Source organism: Maribacter sp. (genome assembly GCF_039974175.1).
GTDB lineage: Bacteria > Bacteroidota > Bacteroidia > Flavobacteriales > Flavobacteriaceae > Maribacter_C.
Map to the genome: position 1 here is coordinate 1,121,443 of NZ_JBDWJN010000010.1, position 20,055 is coordinate 1,141,497.

Annotated in this window: 22 protein-coding genes; 12 read left to right on the forward strand and 10 right to left on the reverse strand. The window is 39.1% G+C overall.

Annotated features, from left to right (window positions below; genetic code table 11):
• Nucleotides 1-5: 5 nt before the first annotated feature.
• From menA to ABJN95_RS14115, 7 genes are all read right to left on the reverse strand, one after another.
• On the reverse strand, nt 6-908 hold the full coding sequence (gene menA, locus ABJN95_RS14085; protein WP_348371084.1) for a 1,4-dihydroxy-2-naphthoate octaprenyltransferase: 903 nt from the start codon (nt 906-908) through the stop codon (nt 6-8).
• Between the two features lie 2 nt (nt 909-910).
• Entirely contained in the window at nt 911-1,516 is a 606-nt protein-coding gene (locus ABJN95_RS14090) for an SPOR domain-containing protein (RefSeq protein WP_348371086.1), read from the reverse strand.
• Nucleotides 1,517-1,702: 186 nt separating this feature from the next.
• Nucleotides 1,703-2,539 (reverse strand): S1-like domain-containing RNA-binding protein, encoded by an 837-nt coding sequence (locus ABJN95_RS14095; RefSeq protein WP_348371087.1) that lies wholly within the window; start codon nt 2,537-2,539, stop codon nt 1,703-1,705.
• Nucleotides 2,540-2,630: 91 nt separating this feature from the next.
• A complete protein-coding gene (locus ABJN95_RS14100) occupies nt 2,631-2,972 on the reverse strand; it encodes a DUF2853 family protein (protein ID WP_348371089.1) in 342 nt (113 codons plus the stop codon).
• A 33-nt stretch (nt 2,973-3,005) separates the two neighbouring features.
• The gene (gene menD, locus ABJN95_RS14105; RefSeq protein WP_348371091.1) at nt 3,006-4,757 is read right to left on the reverse strand and encodes a 2-succinyl-5-enolpyruvyl-6-hydroxy-3-cyclohexene-1-carboxylic-acid synthase; all 1,752 of its coding nucleotides are present in this window, start codon (nt 4,755-4,757) and stop codon (nt 3,006-3,008) included.
• Between the two features lie 45 nt (nt 4,758-4,802).
• On the reverse strand, nt 4,803-5,915 hold the full coding sequence (locus tag ABJN95_RS14110; RefSeq protein ID WP_348371093.1) for a chorismate-binding protein: 1,113 nt from the start codon (nt 5,913-5,915) through the stop codon (nt 4,803-4,805).
• Nucleotide 5,916: 1 nt separating this feature from the next.
• Nucleotides 5,917-6,339: a hotdog fold thioesterase gene (locus ABJN95_RS14115; protein WP_348371094.1), complete on the reverse strand. Its 423-nt coding sequence runs from the start codon at nt 6,337-6,339 to the stop codon at nt 5,917-5,919.
• Between the two features lie 70 nt (nt 6,340-6,409).
• Here ABJN95_RS14115 and ABJN95_RS14120 point away from each other — a divergent pair, with 70 nt between their 5' ends.
• Genes ABJN95_RS14120 through ABJN95_RS14130 form a run of 3 tightly spaced genes read left to right on the forward strand, consistent with a single transcriptional unit; the run spans nt 6,410 to nt 8,200 of the window.
• Nucleotides 6,410-7,054: an esterase gene (locus ABJN95_RS14120; RefSeq protein WP_348371096.1), complete on the forward strand. Its 645-nt coding sequence runs from the start codon at nt 6,410-6,412 to the stop codon at nt 7,052-7,054.
• 1 nt (nt 7,055) lies between these two features.
• Entirely contained in the window at nt 7,056-7,637 is a 582-nt protein-coding gene (locus ABJN95_RS14125; protein ID WP_348371098.1) for a GNAT family N-acetyltransferase, read from the forward strand.
• Nucleotides 7,638-7,639: 2 nt separating this feature from the next.
• Nucleotides 7,640-8,200 carry a GNAT family protein gene (locus tag ABJN95_RS14130; protein ID WP_348371099.1) on the forward strand — a complete coding sequence of 187 codons (561 nt, stop codon included), beginning with the start codon at nt 7,640-7,642 and terminating at the stop codon, nt 8,198-8,200.
• Nucleotides 8,201-8,216: 16 nt separating this feature from the next.
• Here the strand turns inward: ABJN95_RS14130 and ABJN95_RS14135 are convergent, their stop codons facing one another.
• Both ABJN95_RS14135 and dnaK read right to left on the reverse strand, forming a co-directional pair.
• On the reverse strand, nt 8,217-9,137 hold the full coding sequence (locus tag ABJN95_RS14135) for a hypothetical protein (protein WP_348371101.1): 921 nt from the start codon (nt 9,135-9,137) through the stop codon (nt 8,217-8,219).
• A 353-nt stretch (nt 9,138-9,490) separates the two neighbouring features.
• Nucleotides 9,491-11,392 carry a molecular chaperone DnaK gene (dnaK, locus tag ABJN95_RS14140; RefSeq protein ID WP_348371103.1) on the reverse strand — a complete coding sequence of 634 codons (1,902 nt, stop codon included), beginning with the start codon at nt 11,390-11,392 and terminating at the stop codon, nt 9,491-9,493.
• A gap of 167 nt (nt 11,393-11,559) precedes the next feature.
• Between dnaK and ABJN95_RS14145 the strand changes: the two genes are divergently transcribed.
• Genes ABJN95_RS14145 through ABJN95_RS14160 form a run of 4 tightly spaced genes read left to right on the forward strand, consistent with a single transcriptional unit; the run spans nt 11,560 to nt 14,549 of the window.
• A complete protein-coding gene (locus tag ABJN95_RS14145) occupies nt 11,560-11,985 on the forward strand; it encodes a DUF1801 domain-containing protein (protein ID WP_348371104.1) in 426 nt (141 codons plus the stop codon).
• Nucleotides 11,986-12,044: 59 nt separating this feature from the next.
• Nucleotides 12,045-12,416 (forward strand): VOC family protein, encoded by a 372-nt coding sequence (locus ABJN95_RS14150; RefSeq protein WP_348371106.1) that lies wholly within the window; start codon nt 12,045-12,047, stop codon nt 12,414-12,416.
• A gap of 19 nt (nt 12,417-12,435) precedes the next feature.
• Nucleotides 12,436-13,197 (forward strand): DUF1080 domain-containing protein, encoded by a 762-nt coding sequence (locus ABJN95_RS14155; RefSeq protein WP_348371108.1) that lies wholly within the window; start codon nt 12,436-12,438, stop codon nt 13,195-13,197.
• A 17-nt stretch (nt 13,198-13,214) separates the two neighbouring features.
• Nucleotides 13,215-14,549 carry a Gfo/Idh/MocA family oxidoreductase gene (locus ABJN95_RS14160; RefSeq protein ID WP_348371110.1) on the forward strand — a complete coding sequence of 445 codons (1,335 nt, stop codon included), beginning with the start codon at nt 13,215-13,217 and terminating at the stop codon, nt 14,547-14,549.
• 97 nt (nt 14,550-14,646) lie between these two features.
• Here ABJN95_RS14160 and ABJN95_RS14165 read toward each other — a convergent pair whose 3' ends face one another.
• Complete coding sequence (locus ABJN95_RS14165) at nt 14,647-15,102, reverse strand: nuclear transport factor 2 family protein (protein WP_348371111.1); 456 nt, start codon at nt 15,100-15,102, stop codon at nt 14,647-14,649.
• Between the two features lie 315 nt (nt 15,103-15,417).
• On the opposite strand from ABJN95_RS14165, the gene panB reads away from it, so the two are divergent.
• The 5 genes from panB to ABJN95_RS14190 all read left to right on the forward strand — a co-directional run bounded on the left by panB (nt 15,418) and on the right by ABJN95_RS14190 (nt 19,930).
• Nucleotides 15,418-16,236: a 3-methyl-2-oxobutanoate hydroxymethyltransferase gene (panB, locus tag ABJN95_RS14170; RefSeq protein ID WP_348371113.1), complete on the forward strand. Its 819-nt coding sequence runs from the start codon at nt 15,418-15,420 to the stop codon at nt 16,234-16,236.
• Nucleotides 16,237-16,314: 78 nt separating this feature from the next.
• Nucleotides 16,315-16,800 (forward strand): signal peptidase II, encoded by a 486-nt coding sequence (lspA, locus tag ABJN95_RS14175; protein ID WP_348371115.1) that lies wholly within the window; start codon nt 16,315-16,317, stop codon nt 16,798-16,800.
• Nucleotides 16,800-17,498, forward strand: a complete 699-nt coding sequence (locus ABJN95_RS14180) for an RNA pseudouridine synthase (RefSeq protein WP_348371117.1) — start codon at nt 16,800-16,802, stop codon at nt 17,496-17,498. The genes lspA and ABJN95_RS14180 overlap by 1 nt, the downstream gene beginning before the upstream one ends.
• A 38-nt stretch (nt 17,499-17,536) precedes the next feature.
• The gene (locus ABJN95_RS14185) at nt 17,537-18,073 is read left to right on the forward strand and encodes a DUF4252 domain-containing protein (RefSeq protein WP_348371119.1); all 537 of its coding nucleotides are present in this window, start codon (nt 17,537-17,539) and stop codon (nt 18,071-18,073) included.
• A gap of 129 nt (nt 18,074-18,202) precedes the next feature.
• Complete coding sequence (locus ABJN95_RS14190) at nt 18,203-19,930, forward strand: amidohydrolase (protein WP_348371121.1); 1,728 nt, start codon at nt 18,203-18,205, stop codon at nt 19,928-19,930.
• Nucleotides 19,931-20,055 lie beyond the last annotated feature (125 nt).

Consider the following 20,055-nt stretch of genomic DNA (forward strand, 5'->3'; position numbering starts at 1 on the left):
AATTTCTAGTTAATTAATGTTATATAAAAGAGTATGGCCAGTAAAAATGTACTCAAAGCCAGTTTCTTCAATTCGGGGTCGAGTAACTTGGGTTCCTCTGTTTGGTATACTTTTTTGACATGAACAAAGATGGGTGCAAAAGCGAGTAATGGAATCGCTTGATACCAAGCTCGCCCATTGAAAATTATAAAAAGCAGCATAGCTAGAAAGGCGATGCCCATTAGCACGTAATGATACTTCTTACCGTTTTGAAAACCCATTTTTACAATCATGGTATTCTTCTGCGCCTTTTTATCAGATTTAAAATCTCGAAGATTGTTCAAATTCAATACGCCCGCACTTAACAATCCAATAGCAATAGCTGGAAGCCAAGCCGAGATGGTAATAAATTTAGTATATAAGAATAAAGATCCTAAAACAGCAAGTAATCCGAAGAAGGCAAAAACGAAAATATCGCCCAATCCTTTATATCCATATGCTGATTCACCTACTGTATATTTTATCGCCGCCCATATACTAAGAAATCCTAGAACGCCAAATAATGCAAAATATTCTATGTTTTCGACTCCAAATGAAAAATAAAGAACTGCGGCTACTAAAAAAAGACATATTGCAATAGAAATTACGATTCCTTTTTTGAGCTCTGAGCGGGTAAGCAAACCGCTTTGCAACGCCCTTTGAGGTCCAATTCTGTCATCGTTGTCTGTACCTTTTACACCATCGCCATAATCATTGGCAAAATTTGATGTGACCTGAAAACCTATTGTTGTTAACAAAGCAAGTATGAATATAAGTGAATCATTTTTTCCGTAGAAATTGGCAAGTGCTGTGCCGACAACAACGCCTGAGACCGATAGTGGCAGCGTTCTTAATCTAGCCGCGTTTACCCATGCAGCAATCTTGGACAAAATTAATACGGATCTTCGATTTGAATTCTTTTCCCTTCTTTATAAGAGGCCACGAAGGCGTCTTTAAAGCCAATGTCTACCAACTGCTTTCTAAACAATTGGGCTTCCTTAAGTGTCTCGAAATTTCCTAGTGAATAGGAATAAAATGGATTGGTCTTTACGAATAGTGTATTGGTAAGTGCCTCTGAGGCAAGTGTTACATTATTATCAACAAACGATTTAACTTGAACTGAATATACTTTCTCTTTTTCAAGGAAGTTTTTTGCAAGATAAAACTCCTTTACCAAACTCAGTTCTTGGTTTTGCTCCCTCAAATTGTCGATGCGCACCTTAATAGCATCAAGACTGTCTATCGAAACCAAGAGGTTGTTTTGTTGTTCTAAGTGATTATTTGGATTGCTAAGTCTACCAGCATTGAAGAGAAAAAGACCAAGTAAACCGAATATAAAAAGAGCAGTGGTAGCTCCTAAAACATTACGCTGAATCTTGCTAGATTTCAGTTCTTTATTCTTAATTTTTATTTGATCTAGAAGACGTTCATTTATGATTTGCGCCTTGTCAATATCTTTATGCAATTCGAGTAAATCGCTTTCTTCTATGAATGGCATTTAGTTGAGTTTTAGGGGTGTTGCTCGTTAAAGTTAGTTAAAATACAGAGACCGTAAATAAATACACTGTATCAATGTTGTAAAAATAGAATTTTTAGTGGTCTATCCAAGAAAAATCGTTGTTAAATGTATTTTATAGGTTGATTATCATCTGCTTATCGACCAAATGCATCGCACCTTTTTCAATTAATTTGAAAGAGAATAGATGCCATCTTCCTTAATTTCAATCTTTCGTGCTTTATATAAGGTGCCGACACCTTTTTTAAAAGTCTTCTTGCTCATTTGCAATTCTTCTCGAATGGCTTCAGGGTCAGACTTGTCATGCAAGGGAAGATAGCCTCCATGAGCTTCCAATGTTTTATAGATTTTATTTGCTGCTGGCTCTAAAATCTTTTCTCCTAAAGGTTGCAGTGAGATATCTAATTTATTATCAGCTCGAATACCTTTTATTATACCTGGCATAAGATCGCCAATAGCGATATCTTTAAAGACCTCATTAAAATATACCAATCCCTTATGCTTGTTATTTATGATAACCTCCCAACCTAAATCTGTCTGCCTAGTTATTATAAGTTCAACCTTTTCTCGAACCCGCACAGTGAGTTGCTCATTGCTTAAAAACTTATCAAGTTTATTCGAGGCTACGAGACGATTGCTTTTGTTATCCAAATAGCAGAAAACAACATACCATTGTCCTTCTTGCATCTTGTTTCGCTGTTCTCTAAAGGGTACTAAAAGATGTTTTTCTAAACCCCAATCTAAGAAAGCTCCATATTCGTTTACATCAACTACTTTCAACAATTGAAACTCATTAAGTGTAATTGCGGGTTCAAGGGTGGTTGCCACCGGACGCTCATCATAATCGAGGTAGCAAAAAACCTCTAGTTCGTCTCCAATCTCAAAGGTTTCAGGTACATATTTATTTGGAAGTAAAACAGCATTGTTTTCTTCATCTCCTAAAAAAAGACCAACGCTGGTAGTTCTCAGTATTTGAAGTGTGTTATATTCTCCTAATCGTATCATGTGGCAAAAATACGCTTAATAGCTGATTAACACTATTGCACAAAAAAAGCCGCTCTTAACAAGTGCGGCTTCAATTCTTTTTACGAGCATTTTATTTGTAAACAGATTCTTTATCAAAGTGCTTGCACAACATATAGTAAACTACTGCTCTGTGCTTATTTTTGTTAGAAGAACCATATTTTTCAACAACACTTTTAATAGCATCCATTAATTGTGGACTGTCACTCAATCCCAATTTCTTGATTAGGTAGTTGTTTTTAACGGTTTCCAATTCTTTCTCATCGGCTCCTGAAACTTTTGACGCATCTAAGTTGTAGATTGATGGCCCCAAGCCAATGGTAACTTTTGTAAGTAAATCCATATTTGGACTTTCCCCGAATTTGTCTTTAATGTCTGCGACGTACTTTACGATTAAATCGTCTCTTTTACTCATAATAGCTAGTGTTCAATAATGGTTAATAAAACTCTAAGATATAAAATCGAAATAACCGAGCAAAATTTTATTATTTAATAATCTAGGAGTTGAAACCTCCAACAATTTGGGGCGTTCGGAAGGTTCGTAAAAAGCAGAGATGGCAAACTTTAGGCGCTCTTCAGAGTCGGCAAATAAATATTCAAAATTAAAGACTTCGCAGTATTTTCTTACTTTCAATTTATGTTTTGTTTCAAAAAATCTTTCAAAATTGAAGCTGTCTTCTTTCCCTGGCAGTATTCTAAAGATACCGCCACCATTGTTATTAATTACAATTATTCGAAAGTCAGGACGAATATAATTATTCCATAAGCCATTGCTATCATATAAAAAACTTAAATCTCCGGTTACGAACAAGGTGGGTGTCTTGCTATACACCGATGCACCAATAGCGGTTGAAGTACTGCCATCGATACCACTTGTTCCCCTGTTACAATAAACCTGCAAGGAAGTATCCAAATCGAATAGTTGTGCATATCGCACGGTAGAGCTATTTGCCAATTGCAATTGGTAGTTTTCAGGAATGCTTTCGCTAATATGGTGAAAAGCAAGCATGTCTGAGAATTCTATTTGTTCAATATATCGCTTTCGTTTTAGTTGGTACTTTTCTCTAACAGTTTTCCAATACACGAAATAATCACTTTGAACGTTTGTAATGCGGTCAGTAAAGCTCTCAAAAAAAGTGTTCACATCCATCTTGAAGTGACGTGATAAGGAAAAAAAAGTATCATAAGCCTTCACCGTATCAACATGCCAATGGTGCTTTGGTTTGTATTCACGCAAAAAGGCCTTGATCTTTTTTGACACGATTAGTCCGCCAAAGGTAAGTAGTACATCGGGTTGCAACTTGGAGAACAACTTTTCTTTTTCCTTTGATTTCTCGATAGGCGCAACAATACTATCGATACTTGGAAAAAAGTTTGGGTGATGTATATTTGATGTTGTTTCCGTGAGTACGATTACCGATGGATCATTGGCGAGCATATCTAAAAACCGCTGCGCTACTTTATTTGGATCATTTACGCCTACTAAGACCAATTTCTTTTGGGAAGCATTCCATATATCGGCACAATCTGAAATATATTCTAAACCTTTTTTCTCAGACGTTGTCACCGAATTTATCACTGGAGCAATGGAAGATTCTGAAAGTCTCTCATATAGTGGTTCTTCAAAACGAACGTTGATATGAACAGGCAATCCCATGGTTATTGCAATTTCCAAGGCCTTGTTTAATTCACCGTCATTATAGCCTTGTATTTTTTTTTGGGTAGTTTCAACTTTACCTTCAATGAAATGTGGAGCATAACGTTCAATGCGATTCTTTGCGTGATTGACATCTTGTTTTAAATTGGCCGAATATCCGATATGCCTGTGAAAAACATCATCTTGGCGAATGGTCTGGCCATCACCAACATCAATCTTATAAATGGGTCTATCAGCTGAAATAACCACAAGTGGAATATCACTGTAAAACGCTTCGGTTACCGCCGGATAATAATTTAATAGCGCACTCCCTGAAGTACAAACCACGGCAACAGGCTCTCGGAGTTGTTGTGCTATTCCCAAAGCGAAAAAAGCAGCACACCTTTCATCAACGATACTAAAACACTTGAAAAAAGCATCTTCAGTGAACCCAATAATTAAAGGGGCATTGCGGGAGCCCGGCGATATTACAATATTCTGAACACCTTTTGCTTTACAATGGGCTACAACCGATTGTGCAGCCGGAATACTGGAGTACTTCATCTGACACAAAAATACAACGCAAAGGGTTCTTAACCCAATAAAAAACTAAGCCTCAATTAACGCTTGCAAGATGGTGTTACTTTTTGCCACCGTCTCCTTCCACTCCTTTTCGGGTTCTGAATCACGTGTCACTCCCCCACCCACATAAATATGCGCGATTGCATTTTCGAGTTTCATACAACGAAGATTCACAAAAAGTGTGCTGGTATTTTTTACCGAACGGTACGCCTTATGCTCCTGATTTCTTGAATTGGAACTTCGATCTTTACCAGTTATGAAGTTTAGTTCCCCTAAGAAGCCTGTATAATAGTCACGATTGTAATTTTCGTTTTCTAAAATGAAGTTTTTGGTAGCTTTCATGGGCATTCCGCATATCGCCGGAGTCGGGTGTAAAGCATGAATAATTTTTGCCAAGCTTCCGCTTTCCATGCGTCCAACAAGTTTGGTTCTAAGGTGCCATAAATTACCTGCGCGAACAGATTCTCTTTCTCCGGTTTGCAAATTTGAGACCACACCAACAAGCGCTTTTGATATATAATCGGTGACCAATTGTTGTTCATCAAGTTCTTTAGTTCCCCATTCAGGGCTTTTAGTTTCAATATACTGCCGTGTTCCAGCCAAAGACATTGTGGTAAATTGTAGGTTTTCAGCTTTCAACAAGATTTCAGGTGTAGCACCGAGCCAAGTACCAATTTGGGGATGGTGCCAGAGGTAGCAAAAAGCATTGGTATAAGTATTCAATAGGTTTTGAAACAAATCTGTGGGTTCCGCTTTACACGTGGTTTCTAGCTTCCGAGAAAGAACCACCTTTTTGAATTTGCCTTGCTCAATCTGAGAAATTCCTTTTTTGACCAAATTAAGATGGCGTTCTTTGTCAGACCTAATGGCTACTAGGGAATTCTTATCCATGGCGTCCGACGCTTTATTTGGAATGTATTTAGCTTCTAGCGTGGTAGTATTGGGTAACAAAATGGCCTTGTGCTGTGAATCAAAGGGTGCAAATACAAAACCTGATTCCGAGAAATCCTTAACATAATGAACTTGGGAATCTTCTTGAAAAATAGCCTTGACAATTTCTTCCTTGGGCTTGCGATATGCTACAAAGGGAAGCTCTTTTTTATGGTGTTCAACTAGGCTGCTAAGTAACTCAGAAAACATATTATTTTCTCGGTAAAGCAATGGTTGTAAGTTTACAAACAGAAATCAAATTATCGTCAGCATCTGTCACTTTAATATCCCACAATTGAGTAGTGGCGCCTTTATGAACGATAACTGCTTTAGCGAATACTTCACCTTCTCGAATACTCTTTACATGATTCGCAGAAATTTCAATGCCACGAACAAATACCTTCTGTCCGTCTAGGAATATATACGAAGCTGTGCTGCCAACAGTTTCTGCCAACGCAACAGTGGCCCCTCCGTGGAGTACCCCATCGGGTTGATGAACCCTAGGGTTTACTGGCATTTTGGCAACTAGAAAATCTGCTCCAACGTCAACAAATTCTATTTGCAAGGTCTCCATTAGGGTATTTTTTGAAGACTCGTTGCACACTTTAAGGATTTTCTCTTTGTATTCGTCCATGAATTTTTTTTGTAAAATTAAGCATTACGTAACCAATAAAAGATTCTATTTTTATAATAGAATTAAAACCATGATCAAACACGAAAAACAGGTCACCTACCAGACCACCAATACTTATGAAACGCTAAATGTCTTATCGGCAAAGACCAAGAACATTTGGATTGTGCTTCATGGTATTGGCTACTTAAGCAAGTTTTTTATCAAGTATTTTGATGAGCTAAATACCGAAGAGAATTACGTTATCGCGCCTCAAGCTCCTTCTAAATACTACTTAAAGAATGAATACAAATATGTGGGTGCCAGCTGGTTGACCAAAGAGAATCGTGTTCTTGAAACTGCGAATGTTCTAGCCTACTTAGATGCGGTGTATGCATCTGAGGAATTTCCTGCAGATTGCAACCTGATTGTTTTTGGGTTCTCTCAAGGAGTTTCCATAGCAACGCGATGGATTGCTTCACGGAAAATAGAATGTACTCAATTGATACTGTATGCGGGGGGAATACCCAAAGAACTGACAGCTGAAGATTTCGATTTTTTGAAAAATAAGGAAACCCAGGTTACCGCAATTGTTGGCAATACAGACCAGTATCTAAATGGAGAAATATTGCAATATGAGACGTCTAGAATTGAGGAATTATTCCGAAGTAGGGCTGAACAACAAATGTTTGAAGGTGGTCACGAGCTGAAAAAAGAAATCATAAATGCCTTAGTTTAGAATGGAAGAATTTCCAAAACTCATTACCAAGCGATTGATCTTAGATCAAATAAAACCAAAGGATATTCCAGATATTGTTTCCTATGCTGGCAATATCAAGATTGTCGAAAATACACGTACTATGCCCCACCCATATCGTGAAGAAGACGCTATTTCTTGGATGCATATGGCCAATCAAGGTTTTAAAAACAAAGACAATTATATATTTGCCATGCGCTTTAGAGATACCCTTTCTTTTATTGGAGGCATTGGCCTGACGCTTGATTTGAGCAACAATAGAGCAGAATTAGGGTATTGGTTGGCAGAAGATTTTTGGAATCTGGGTTATACTTCCGAAGCGGTACAGGCCATTCTCAAATTCGGATTCGAAGAGCTAAACCTCAACAAAGTTACCGCCGTATACATCACCACCAATAATGCCTCGGGTAAGGTCATGATCAAAAATGGCATGACCAAAGAAGCAGAATTCAAAGATCACGATATAAAAAAAGACCATAGTATTGCCGATGATGTCTATGTTTCCTTACTGCAATACCGCATGCTCAAGAGTGAATATGAAATACTAAAAATAAAAAGCACGTAACAATGGACTTTGCCCCTACTTTGGAAAATGAATTCGTTAGGCTTTCTCCTATTGCAATGCATAATTACCATGAACTCATACCAATTGCTGCACAGAAGAAATTGGTGCAATTTTCTCCTTCTGATATTGAAACTCCGCAAAGTCTGAAGAATTATGTGCGGATTGCCTTAGATCAAAAGAGCAATGGTACCAGCATTCCCTTTATCATTTACGATAAAAAGAAGCAACAATATGCCGGAAGCACCCGCTATATGAATATTCATGTGAAATACAAAACTTTGGAAATAGGTTCTACATGGATTGGCAGAGCATTTCAAGGAACTGGACTAAACGGACATATGAAGTTCTTAATGCTCGACTATGCTTTTGAGGAAATGGGTTTCGAGAAGGTCGAATTTCGAATTGATGAGCGTAACATCGCCTCTAGAAAGGCAGTTGAAAAATTAGGCTGCACTTTGGAAGGAATTCTTCGCAAAAACGTATATCTACTTGATGGATTTAAACGCAACACCTGTTGTTATGGGCTTTTAAAAAAGGAATGGAAAGCTAAAAATGCCCAATAAAGGGCTAGAGAAAATCTCATTCTTGTTTAGCCTCTTCAGTTCTTTCGAAGTAACTTATGCTACGTGTCTTATAGGTGTTATCAGGAATGATGATTTCCTTAATCCAATTTCCCTTTTCATCAAATTGATACACATACTCCTTCTCTTCAACGTCTCCGCTCTTATCTGATTTGGTTTTCAGTAGCATGCCTTTTTCGTCATAGAAATAGGTTACCGTTTCAGCTTTTGCAAATTGTTTTGATCTGGCATTATGAAAAAACTGTGTTGCAGACACCAACTTATTGGCACCATCAAATGTTTCTTCTAAGGCCGAACTAGGTTCGCCATCTAAGAATTTTTTGGTTAATACATTTCGTGCAACAACACTATCCTTCTCCTTTTTTACCGACGTTCTAATCGATTTTTGTATTAGTCCGTTCAAGTTGTAGGTTTTGGTTTGTTCTCCTCTGACATCAGTATAGGAAATATCAGTTTCATCTATTCCGCTGTTATTCGTATGGATAATTCTAAAAATAGAATCTGCAGTGTAGAAATACTCGTACTGATCTAAGAATTCCTTAGTATAGGAAACAATCTTTTCTGTGATTTTTAAATTCAACAAAGAATCAATTGTATAAAAACTGGCCAAGGAGGTCGATTTATCAATAACGTTATCACGATAGTTCTCCAAGCGTTTTTCCAACAATATTCCCTTGGAATACTTGTACAAGGTTATATCATAATCTGAGTCATTGTATCGCGTAATCGATTTGGTAAGCAATCCTTCTTCATTGAATTCATACTCTTCCTTACCGTAGCTTGTGCTGACTAAAGAAGTCTTCACATTGCCTTTCAGGTCAAAATCTTCCAAGGTGAAAATTTGGATTTCTTGAGCGGTCATACCTTTCGGAAAAAGGAAAGTTGCGATAAGAAATAGTACAGTGTAATTTTTTACCATAGCGCAAAATTAATTGATATTCTATCAATTGTAGGCAAAAGGAATGCCAAATCGATGTAATGCAGGCGTTAAGTTTTGGTATTTACCCCTTTGGTTGAGAAAAGCTAAGGCAGAAATCTAGCTAGGCGAAGTAGATACAAGGGGTTAAAACCGAAGTCGTAGTTGTATTATCCATAAGCTCAATTCAAGTCAATAAAAGGTTACCATATGATAGTTCGATTCTTGACCAGGGGTTGGGTTCGACACTAACCGTGAAACCCTTTGCGACACTAGATAAAGGAATACGTATAAAAATCAAAAAACCCGCATGGCAAAAGCCCTGCGGGTTCATTTATTTACTTTGGAAGTAGGTACTACTTCACTTCCTCAAAGTCAACATCTTCAACATTATCGCCTTCGGCGGCATCTGCTGCGGCATCGCCTTCAGGAGCCGCTCCATTTTGCTGTGCTTCGGCTTGAGCTTTGTACATTTCTTCAGAAGCTACTTTCCAAGCCTCGTTGATCTTCTCTAAAGCTGGTGTAACCACTGCTACATCCTTGCTTTCGTAAGCTTTTTTCAACTCTTCGAGCGCTTCTTCGATGGGCTTTTTCTTCTCATCGGAAAGTTTGTCGCCAAATTCAGTCAGCTGCTTTTCCGTTTGGAAAATCATGCTATCGGCTTCGTTCAATTTATCAGCGGTCTCTCTTGCGGCCTTATCTGCTTCCGCATTGGCTTCCGCATCAGCTTTCATCTTTTGTATTTCCTCTTCGGTCAATCCTGATGACGCTTCAATACGAATGTCTTGCGTTTTGTTTGTCGCTTTATCCGTTGCAGAAACTTTGATAATTCCGTTGGCGTCAATATCGAAAGTCACCTCGATCTGAGGAGTACCTCTTTGTGCTGGTGGAATACCATCTAAATGGAAACGTCCAATTGTTTTATTATCCGCTGCCATGCCTCTCTCACCTTGTAGTACATGTATCTCTACAGAAGGCTGATTATCTGCTGCAGTGGAAAATATTTGTGATTTTTTCGTTGGAATGGTTGTATTTGCCTCAATCAATTTGGTAAACACATTACCCATAGTTTCAATACCCAAAGAAAGTGGTGTAACATCAAGTAGTAAAACATCTTTTACATCTCCTGTTAATACTCCGCCTTGAATAGCAGCACCAACGGCCACAACCTCATCAGGATTTACGCCCTTTGACGGCGCTTTTCCGAAGAATTTTTCTACAGCTTCTTGAACCGCTGGAATACGAGTCGAACCACCTACCAATATAATCTCGTCGATGTCACTCTTTGATAAACCAGCCGCTTTTAAAGCCGTTTCACAAGGTTCGATAGTTCGCTTTACCAAATCGGCAATCAATTGTTCGAATTTTGCTCTAGTTAAGGTACGCACCAAATGCTTTGGTCCTGTTGCTGTAGCGGTAACATAGGGCAAATTGATCTCTGTTTGTGCCGAAGAAGACAATTCTATCTTGGCTTTTTCAGCAGCTTCACGTAAACGCTGCAATGCCATTGCATCATCACGTAGATCAATGCTTTCATCTTTCTTAAACTCATCAGCCAACCAATCGATAATTTTTTGATCTACATCATCACCACCCAGGTGTGTATCTCCATCGGTAGACAATACTTCAAACACACCGTCACCCAACTCTAAGATAGATACATCATGTGTACCCCCACCAAAGTCAAAAACAACGATTTTTTGATCGGTATCCTTCTTATCCATTCCGTAAGCCAAAGAGGCCGCAGTAGGTTCGTTGATGATTCGCTCAACTGAAAGTCCGGCAATTTCACCAGCTTCTTTTGTCGCCTGTCTTTGCGCATCGTTAAAATACGCCGGTACGGTAATTACTGCTTTGGTAACTGTTGTACCTAAATAGTCTTCAGCTGTTTTCTTCATTTTCTGAAGAATCATTGCAGACAATTCCTGAGGCGTGTATAGACGCCCATCGATATCTACGCGTGGCGTATTGTTATCACCCTTCACCACTTTATAAGGTACACGATCGGCCTCTTTTTTAGACTCCGAAAACTTGTTGCCCATAAAGCGTTTGATGGAATAAATAGTGTTATGTGGATTAGTTACCGCCTGTCTTTTGGCAGGGTCACCCACTTTAATCTCTCCACCTTCAACAAATGCGATTACGGATGGTGTAGTTCGTTTTCCTTCCGCATTAGGAATTACTACCGGCTCATTACCCTCCATTACAGAGACGCAAGAGTTGGTTGTACCTAAATCTATTCCTATAATTTTACTCATTCTATATGTATTTATTTGTGCGTATTAATTTTTATAGTCGCTAAGGGAATGACAAACAATATGCCAAGTCGAAAAAACTGACAGGATGTCATTTATTAAATTTCGTATCACCAAAAAGTCTTTAAAATCAATTAACTTCGAACATAGCAAGAATCGAATTACGACCTATGTCAACCCTAAACATCCGACAAAATCCTGCAGTAGAAACCAAATTCAATGCCTATCCAAAAGAGATAGCACCCAAACTTCAATACCTACGTGAACTCGTACTTAAAGTAGCTGAAGAAAGCGGCATTACTGAACTTGAAGAAACCCTAAAATGGGGCGAACCCAGTTATTTAACCAAAAAAGGAAGCACGCTACGCATAGATTGGAAAGCCAAAGCTCCAAAGCAATACGCTATGTATTTTAAATGTACCTCTAAGTTGGTAACAACCTTTAGAGAAGTTTATGGTGAGCGCTTCAATTACGAAAAGAACCGGGCTATTGTTTTTGATGTAGAAGACGGTCTCCCACCAGATGAGTTAAAAGAATGCATTCGATTGGCACTGACCTATCATTCGGTAAAGCATTTACCTCTTTTAGGCCTGTGAATTTAAGCTAACTTCTTAGCATTAGAATCGCTATATTTATTCCATTAAATTCTATAAAAATGAATCTTGGCGCATTCTCTATCAGTCTTTCGGTCAAAAACCTTAAGGCATCTCAGCAATTTTACGAAAATCTTGGTTTTGCCATTTTTGCAGGGTCACATGAAAGCAATTACCTCATCATGAAGAATGAAGATTCCCTTATTGGATTATTCCAAGGAATGTTTGAAGGAAACATATTGACCTTCAATCCTGGATGGGATACCAATGCGCAAAACCTAGAAGAATTTGAAGATGTTCGGGAAATTCAAAAAGCATTAAAAAAACAGCATGTTAAACTAGAGCGCGAAGCAGATGAATCTACCTCTGGTCCTGCTAGTATTGTATTGACTGACCCCGACGGAAACAACATCTTAATTGACCAACACAGATAAATTTCAAAACCAATTCTAGATGAAAAACAATGTCTTCTTGATACTATTACTGATCAGTTTTATTGCTTGTAAAACTGAAAGGAAAAATAAAACGCCAGTAACTGAAAATTCAGAAATTGAACTTACCACCGAACCAAATGATGAATGGATTTATCTCTTTGACGGAACAAGTACTGAGGGCTGGCGTGCCTACAACGGCAAAGACCTTCCTCCGCAATGGGTAATAAAAAATGGAGAACTGACTTTTGATACCGAAAAGCGTACAGAAGAAGAGAGAAAAGGAGGCAAAGACATTGTCTATGCCGCTGAAGAATTTGATAATTTTGAATTGCGTTGGGAATGGAAAATTCCTGAAGGAGGTAATAGTGGTATGTTGTATCATTTGCAAGAGGGCGATTGGGGACCACCGGAAGTATCTCCCGAGTATCAAATGCTCGACGATATAAAATGGGAGGAAATCAACAATGCCAAATTAGAACCATGGCAAAAGACAGGTGCCGACTATGCCATGTATTTGCCTGATGAAAATCAAAAAATTATTAAACCGGCCATGGAATGGAATTCCTCTCGAATCATCTTTACCCCTGAAAAAGTAGCGCATTGGCTCAATGGTAAAAAGTTGTTGGAGTTTGTACCCTGGTCTGAAGATTGGGAAAGACGAAAGAATGCCGGCAAATGGAAAGATTTCCCTAAATATGGTACTTTTAAATCAGGCTATATCGCGATTCAAGATCACGATAGTCCGCTCTGGTTTCGAAATATTAAAATTAAAAAATTATAACCGTATAAAATCCGAACATGAATAAACGAGAATTCCTAAAAAAGACTGCAGCAGCATCTTCATTTGCCTTACTCCCAAACGGAACTTGGGCTTTTTCAAAAAAAGATAAAAGACTGCGAACCGCGCATATAGGCGTAGGTAATATGGGGGGTGAAGATTTACAAGCCATCTCATCACATGCACAGGTAGATGTTGTTGCCCTTTGTGATGTAGATGCGAATAATTTAGCCGCCGCTCATAAATTACATCCGAAGGCCAAAACATTTTCAGATTACAGAGTAATGTTGAAAGAGATGAAAAAGAAAATCGATGCGGTAGTGGTGTCCACACCCGATCATACCCATGCGCCAGCATCAATGATGGCCATGGAAATGGACAAGCCGGTATATTGTCAAAAACCCCTCACCCACCATGTGAGCGAAGCCCGGGCAATGAAAAAAATGGCTGAAGAAAGGGGGCTGGTTACCCAAATGGGCATTCAGGTACATTCCTTTTACGACTATAAACTGGCCACGCTTTTAATTCAATCGGGCATTATTGGAAAAGTTAGCACGGTTCGTGCCTGGTCTCCTAAAAATTGGGGGTATGATGGCCCTCCACCAGAAGGAACTGACCCCGTACCATCAAGTCTTGACTGGAATCTTTGGTTGGGTACTTCGGCCGAAAGACCATATAAGAAAGATGTGTATCACCCTGGAAATTGGAGAAAATTGCTAGATTATGGCTGTGGAACCTTGGGTGATATGGGCGTCCATATTTTTGATACGCCCTACAACGCCTTGGCCCTAGATGTTCCCAGGACCATTACTACAAATTGTAGAAAACCAAACGGCTTCGGATACCCAGAGCAAAATATGGTCACCTATGAATTTCCAGGCACGAAATACACGGCAGATACCTTAAAATGGGTGTGGTACGACGGTATTGATGCCGACAAGCAACGTGAAGATTTAATGCTTCCGGGCGGAGAACCGCTTCACGATCAGGGAGCTATGTTCATAGGTGAAAAAGGAAGATTCTATTTACCACACTTTCAAAAATTACCACAATTGATAATAGATGGAGAATTTGTTGATATTACAAATGAAATCTTGGCTCAAAACTTAGGTGAACCCGTACGTGACTACGCAGGCGAAAGTCCGAAACATTACCATCAATTTGTAGATGCCTGTTTAGGAAAAGCAGAGGTGTCGGCACCTTTTTCATATGCGTCCAAGCTTACCGAGACTATTTTATTAGGTACCATTGCAGGCCGTTTTCCAAACAAAACCCTGCATTGGGATAGTGCGAATGCCAAGTTTGTAGAAGAAGAAGCAAATCAATATTTAGATTCTCCTTATCGAGAGTTTTAAATAACATTTTTACGAGCATAGCGAGTTACTCTTTTTATTCATCACGAAGAAATTCTAGATTGCTTCGCTATGCTTTAAATGCACTTTGCTTTTTGGCCTACTCACAGCCTTCCTTACGGCGGGTATCAATTAGATAGATGATCTTCCATTTATCTTCTTGCTTTACCAACTGAAAAGAATTTACACCACAATGACTGAATTTATCATTGACATGGAACTCGTAGGCTGTCCACGCATTTGCCATTGGGCCATCTACCTGAATGGAGTAGGATTTTATGGTCTCTTGAAACTTGGTGGTTTCAGGAATGCTAACAATACTCTTAATGAACCTGGTAAAATCTTCAGTTCTCACGTAGTCTTTTCCGAGGGAGTCTTTCGCTATGGTTTGCAGTAGTACGTCATTAGCCACCGTCTCTTTTATAGCTATGGAATCTTGTTGGTGGAATCCTTCAAAAAAGGCTTCTATCGTTTTTTGAACGGCATATTTATCAGCATCTTGAGCTGCACTGCTAACACTTAATAAGAGTATTCCGAGAAGTAATAATTGTTTCATATGTATTGCATTTTCTCAAATGTAAGGGAATTCATTTATTTAATAAAAAGATAAAACGCGGCTACTCAATTGAAAAGGGCATGTACCCTACAGTTGTTGCATAAAGGGTTGGTTCACTTCGCAAGCTGCCCTTTTTAGCATAAAAAAATTTTATAAGGTCACGACTTGCAACTTCTACCCAGGCTACAGTGAGGCCACCACCCTTTCAAAGTCGCCTCTGGTCTGAGGAGAGGAGCTACGTCAATACTATATTCAACATTATAATCTAAGGAAATCTCCTTACATTTATCCCGAACAAACCATTGCAAGTCAAAAATGTCTACTGCCAAGAAAGAGTACAAACGTGTAACAGTAAAATCCCTAGTGGATATGAAAAAGAATGGAGAGAAAATCTCCATGCTAACCGCCTACGATTATTCTATGGCCAAAATTGTTGATGCCGCCAATGTGGACGTAATATTAGTTGGTGATTCTGCTAGCAATGTAATGGCAGGTCATGAGACCACCTTGCCCATTACACTTGATCAGATGATCTATCACGCCCAATCGGTAATTCGGGCAATTGATCGTGCACTAGTCGTAGTTGATATTCCTTTTGGAAGTTACCAAAGCGACCCTAAGGAAGCATTGCGTTCTGCAATTCGCATTATGAAAGAAAGTGGCGCCCATGCTGTAAAGGTTGAAGGAGGAGCAGAAATCAAGGAATCGGTAAAACGTATTCTAGCAGCCGGAATTCCGGTAATGGGTCATTTGGGACTAACGCCTCAGTCAATCTATAAGTTCGGAACCTATACGGTTAGAGCCAAGGAAGAAGAAGAAGCTGAACAGTTGATGGAAGATGCAAAATTACTCGAAAAACTAGGGTGTTTTGGCATTGTATTGGAAAAGATTCCAGCCCAATTGACCAAAAAAGTCTCCGAAAGTATCTCTATACCTACTATCGGTATTGGTGGAGGTAAATACGCTGACGGACAAGTATTGGTTATTCACGACCTCTTGGGAATGACCCATGAGTTCAATCCTCGGTTTTTAAGACGCTATATGAATTTGTATGAAGAAATGGGAAATGCCATCGCTCAATATGTTACCGATGTGAAGCGTCAAGACTTTCCTAATGATGAGGAACAGTATTAATTGGGGAGTTAGAGAAAATTTCATTATTGTTAAAAACTTGACCCAAAGCTTAAAACTGTACATAAGTCATCTAAAAAAATGATTAAAAGAGCCTTTATCATCTTTTTGGTTTTGCTGAACATTGGATGCGATCAGCTTTCCAAAAGTGTAGTGCGTAAAAATGTGGCGTACCAAGAAACTATTGAACTGGTTGGTAAAAACTTCATTCTAACCAAGGTAGAGAATGATGGTGCCATGCTGGGGTTTGGTTCAGAACTCTCCCCAATACTAAAAATCATATTGCTACAGGCTTTACCTGTTATGGTATTATTGATATTGTTATTTCGAATTCTTCGCAGATCAGATATGAACAAATGGTTGGTATTTGCCTTTGCATGTGTTATTGGGGGTGGTATAGGCAACTTAATTGATCGAATTGCCCATGGCGAAGTCACTGATTTTTTTCATATCCAGCTCGGAAAATACGTGCAAACCGGAATATTCAATATGGCCGATGTTTCGGTCACCATGGGAGTTTTGGTTATTCTCTTTCTTAGTATCCGTTACCGAAAACTGGAGATGTAGTGGCTGGTAAAATCTTTTCTACGACAAAGAATCTTCAGCTTGTTTATGAAGACAACCATATAATCGTCATCAACAAAAGACCAGGTGATATTGTTCAAGGAGATAAAACAGGAGATCTTCCTTTAAGTGAGGTTGTAAAACAATATATAAAAGAAAAATACAACAAGCCCGGAAATGTATATCTAGGAGTAGCACATCGTTTAGATAGGCCAACTTCGGGAATTGTGGTATTTGCAAAAACTTCCAAGGCCCTACCCCGTTTGAATAAACTGTTCGCTGAAAAGGCAGCAAAAAAGACCTATTGGGCGGTAGTAAAGAACCCTCCAGAAAAGCAACAAGATACTTTAGTACATTGGATGAAAAGAAACCCCAAGCAAAATAAATCTTATGCCCACCGAAAAGAAGTACCCGATAGCAAAAAGGCCATTCTCGAATATCGAATTATCAAAAAACTAGATAACTTCTATTTGCTTGAAGTCGATTTAAAAACAGGTCGCCATCATCAAATTAGGTCGCAATTAAGTGCTATTGGTTGTCCCATCAAAGGAGATTTAAAATATGGATACTATAGAAGCAATAAAAATGGTAGCATCCACCTGCATGCGAGAAGTCTTTCTTTTATCCATCCGGTAAAGAAAGAATTGCTTGATTTACAAGCTCGCCCACCTCAAGATGCAGTTTGGAACGCTTGTTGTTAATTTGGTTATATTTAAGAACCATATAAACACTATACACCATGATCAAGAGAACACTTTTTTTGCTAAGCTTAGTCCTTATTTCTTCTTGCGGAAGTTATAATTCTATCGACTCCTTTTACGAAGCGCATAAAAACGACGACCAGGTAACTGCAGTTCGCGTGCCGCGTTTTATGTTATCACTAATCGGAAACATATCGCCAGAAATGAATTCGGTTATTGGCAATACCAAAGACCTTAGATATATGCAATTTCCAAGCGCCACACCTGAGCGTACCAAATTCTTAAACAATTCAATGAACACTATGACGGGTAGCTCTTTTATAGAAGTCTACCGTAAAAATGACAATCAGAAACGCAATGTAGTATCTATTCGTGAAAAGCGCGATGCAGTCAAAGAGATTTTGATTTATAACAACAATATGACACGCGGTTCTTTTCTGTATTTCAACGGCAACTTCGACCCAGTAAAAGTGCGTGAAATGGCAAAAAATGAAGACTTTCACAAATTAGGTGATGGACTCGTAAACCAATTCAATATGGAAAGTACGCCTGGAATCAAGAAGGAGGAAGAATAGGATAAGGAAAACTAAATTGCTTTTTTAGGATATTTTCGATTGGGATATTCAGGGTTCAGACTGTAAAATTATCTCTTCTTCATTAAACTTTTAAATTGTAAATTCAGCCTTCCTAAAAACTGAATGACCATGCAATTACGAATCCGTTTTCTGTCTACCCTCTTTGTGGGTTTTTTCATAATAACTTCTTGTTCAAAGCAACCACAAGAAGCAGCCACGCTTCTCATTTATGGAGGCCCGATTTATACCGTAGACTCGACCCAGACTATGGTAGAAGCCGTAGCGACCAAAGACAGTAAAATTCTATTTGCAGGTAGTCTGGTGGAGGCGGAAGCCTTCAAAACAGAACAAACAGAAGTGATAGATTTAAAGGGCAAAACCATGACGCCGGGTCTCATTGAAGGACACGGACATTTTATGGGTTTGGGGTATAACGAATTAAACCTAGACCTCATTAACACCACTAGCTATGAAGAAATCGTAGCAATGGTCGCCGAAGCCGTAAAAGCTGCCAAGCCTGGAGAGTGGATTACCGGAAGAGGATGGCACCAAAGCAAATGGGACAAATTACCTGATGATGCCATAAATGGGTTTCAAACCCATTATAAGTTAAGTCAGGTATCTCCTGATAATCCGGTTTATCTAAGTCATGCCAGTGGCCATGCAGGTTTTGCCAATGCCAAGGCCATGGAAATTGCAGGCTTACAAGTACTCGCCAAGGATGGAATCGATATACTCGAAATTGAGGGCGGTGAAGTGATGCGCGATAAATTAGGGCAACCCACCGGTATTTTTAATGAACGTGCTCAAAGTTTAATTCGGAAACATATTCCCGTAAACACTCCGGAAAAAGATAAAAAAGCATTCGAACTTGCTGTAGAAGCTTGCCATAGATATGGCATAACAGGTTTTCACGATGCGGGAATAGGAAAAGAAACTATTGCCCTCTACGAACAAATGAAAGTAGATAACAAACTCAAAGTTCGGCTTTACACCATGCTTACTGGATGGGATCCAGAGCTTATTGAGGAATGGTACAAAAAGGGTCCGTTAGTAGACCCAGATAATCTTCTGACAATTCGATCAATAAAACTCAACTGCGATGGAGCCTTAGGTTCTCGAGGTGCTTGGTTATTGGAATCGTATACTGACCGACCCGGACATTTCGGACATGAAACACTACCCATGGAAGTCGTAAAAGAAACCGCTCTAAACGGATTACGAAATGGCTTTCAAGTATGCGCGCATGCCATTGGTGACCGTGCCAATAGAGAAATTCTAGATCGTTACGAAGCGGCATTTACAGAATTACCTGATTTGAAGAACGACCATAGATTCCGAATAGAGCATGCACAACATTTACACCCTGATGACATTCCTCGCTTTGCTGGGCTAGGCGTCATTCCAGCAATGCAGGCTGTACACCTATCATCAGACCGACCTTGGGCGATTGACCGACTTGGCGAAAAACGAATTAAAGAAGGTGCTTATATGTGGCAAGACCTATTAAAAAGTGGTATTCCGATTGTCAATGGTACCGATGTTCCTGTCGAACCGCTAAACCCCATCGCGAGCTTTTATGGCAGCGTTAGTCGAAAGACCTTAAAGGGTATGCCAGAAGGAGGATATGAACCAGAGCAAAAAATGACACGAGAGCAAGCCTTGAAGTCATATACTTTAGATGCCGCTTATGGTGCTTTTGAAGAAAAAATCAAAGGTTCAATCACAGCAGGTAAGCTTGCTGATTTCACAATTTACAACCAAGATATCATGAAAGTGGCAGAAGATAAGCTTCTGGAAACCGAGATAGACATGACCATTTTCGACGGACAGATTGTTTATAAAAAAGAAAATTAAAACAATGCCTACCGAATAAACAGATAGGTGCATGTACATGGTGTTGATTTTCCGCCTTGCGACGGCTCTGCACCTATATGATTGTTGCTATTGAAATTCTGAAACCGCATGTATATGTATGCCGA

What these genes read in the sequence shown, in the direction of transcription:
- ABJN95_RS14090 (WP_348371086.1), bottom strand. Translation starts at nt 1,516, where the DNA reads ATGCCATTCATAGAAGAAAGCGATTTACTCGAATTGCATAAAGATATT.
- ABJN95_RS14095 (WP_348371087.1), bottom strand. Translation starts at nt 2,539, where the DNA reads ATGATACGATTAGGAGAATATAACACACTTCAAATACTGAGAACTACC.
- ABJN95_RS14100 (WP_348371089.1), bottom strand. Translation starts at nt 2,972, where the DNA reads ATGAGTAAAAGAGACGATTTAATCGTAAAGTACGTCGCAGACATTAAA.
- menD (WP_348371091.1), bottom strand. Translation starts at nt 4,757, where the DNA reads ATGAAGTACTCCAGTATTCCGGCTGCACAATCGGTTGTAGCCCATTGT.
- ABJN95_RS14110 (WP_348371093.1), bottom strand. Translation starts at nt 5,915, where the DNA reads ATGTTTTCTGAGTTACTTAGCAGCCTAGTTGAACACCATAAAAAAGAG.
- ABJN95_RS14115 (WP_348371094.1), bottom strand. Translation starts at nt 6,339, where the DNA reads ATGGACGAATACAAAGAGAAAATCCTTAAAGTGTGCAACGAGTCTTCA.
- ABJN95_RS14120 (WP_348371096.1), top strand. Translation starts at nt 6,410, where the DNA reads ATGATCAAACACGAAAAACAGGTCACCTACCAGACCACCAATACTTAT.
- ABJN95_RS14125 (WP_348371098.1), top strand. Translation starts at nt 7,056, where the DNA reads ATGGAAGAATTTCCAAAACTCATTACCAAGCGATTGATCTTAGATCAA.
- ABJN95_RS14130 (WP_348371099.1), top strand. Translation starts at nt 7,640, where the DNA reads ATGGACTTTGCCCCTACTTTGGAAAATGAATTCGTTAGGCTTTCTCCT.
- ABJN95_RS14135 (WP_348371101.1), bottom strand. Translation starts at nt 9,137, where the DNA reads ATGGTAAAAAATTACACTGTACTATTTCTTATCGCAACTTTCCTTTTT.
- dnaK (WP_348371103.1), bottom strand. Translation starts at nt 11,392, where the DNA reads ATGAGTAAAATTATAGGAATAGATTTAGGTACAACCAACTCTTGCGTC.
- ABJN95_RS14145 (WP_348371104.1), top strand. Translation starts at nt 11,560, where the DNA reads ATGTCAACCCTAAACATCCGACAAAATCCTGCAGTAGAAACCAAATTC.
- ABJN95_RS14150 (WP_348371106.1), top strand. Translation starts at nt 12,045, where the DNA reads ATGAATCTTGGCGCATTCTCTATCAGTCTTTCGGTCAAAAACCTTAAG.
- ABJN95_RS14155 (WP_348371108.1), top strand. Translation starts at nt 12,436, where the DNA reads ATGAAAAACAATGTCTTCTTGATACTATTACTGATCAGTTTTATTGCT.
- ABJN95_RS14160 (WP_348371110.1), top strand. Translation starts at nt 13,215, where the DNA reads ATGAATAAACGAGAATTCCTAAAAAAGACTGCAGCAGCATCTTCATTT.
- ABJN95_RS14165 (WP_348371111.1), bottom strand. Translation starts at nt 15,102, where the DNA reads ATGAAACAATTATTACTTCTCGGAATACTCTTATTAAGTGTTAGCAGT.
- panB (WP_348371113.1), top strand. Translation starts at nt 15,418, where the DNA reads ATGTCTACTGCCAAGAAAGAGTACAAACGTGTAACAGTAAAATCCCTA.
- lspA (WP_348371115.1), top strand. Translation starts at nt 16,315, where the DNA reads ATGATTAAAAGAGCCTTTATCATCTTTTTGGTTTTGCTGAACATTGGA.
- ABJN95_RS14185 (WP_348371119.1), top strand. Translation starts at nt 17,537, where the DNA reads ATGATCAAGAGAACACTTTTTTTGCTAAGCTTAGTCCTTATTTCTTCT.
- ABJN95_RS14190 (WP_348371121.1), top strand. Translation starts at nt 18,203, where the DNA reads ATGCAATTACGAATCCGTTTTCTGTCTACCCTCTTTGTGGGTTTTTTC.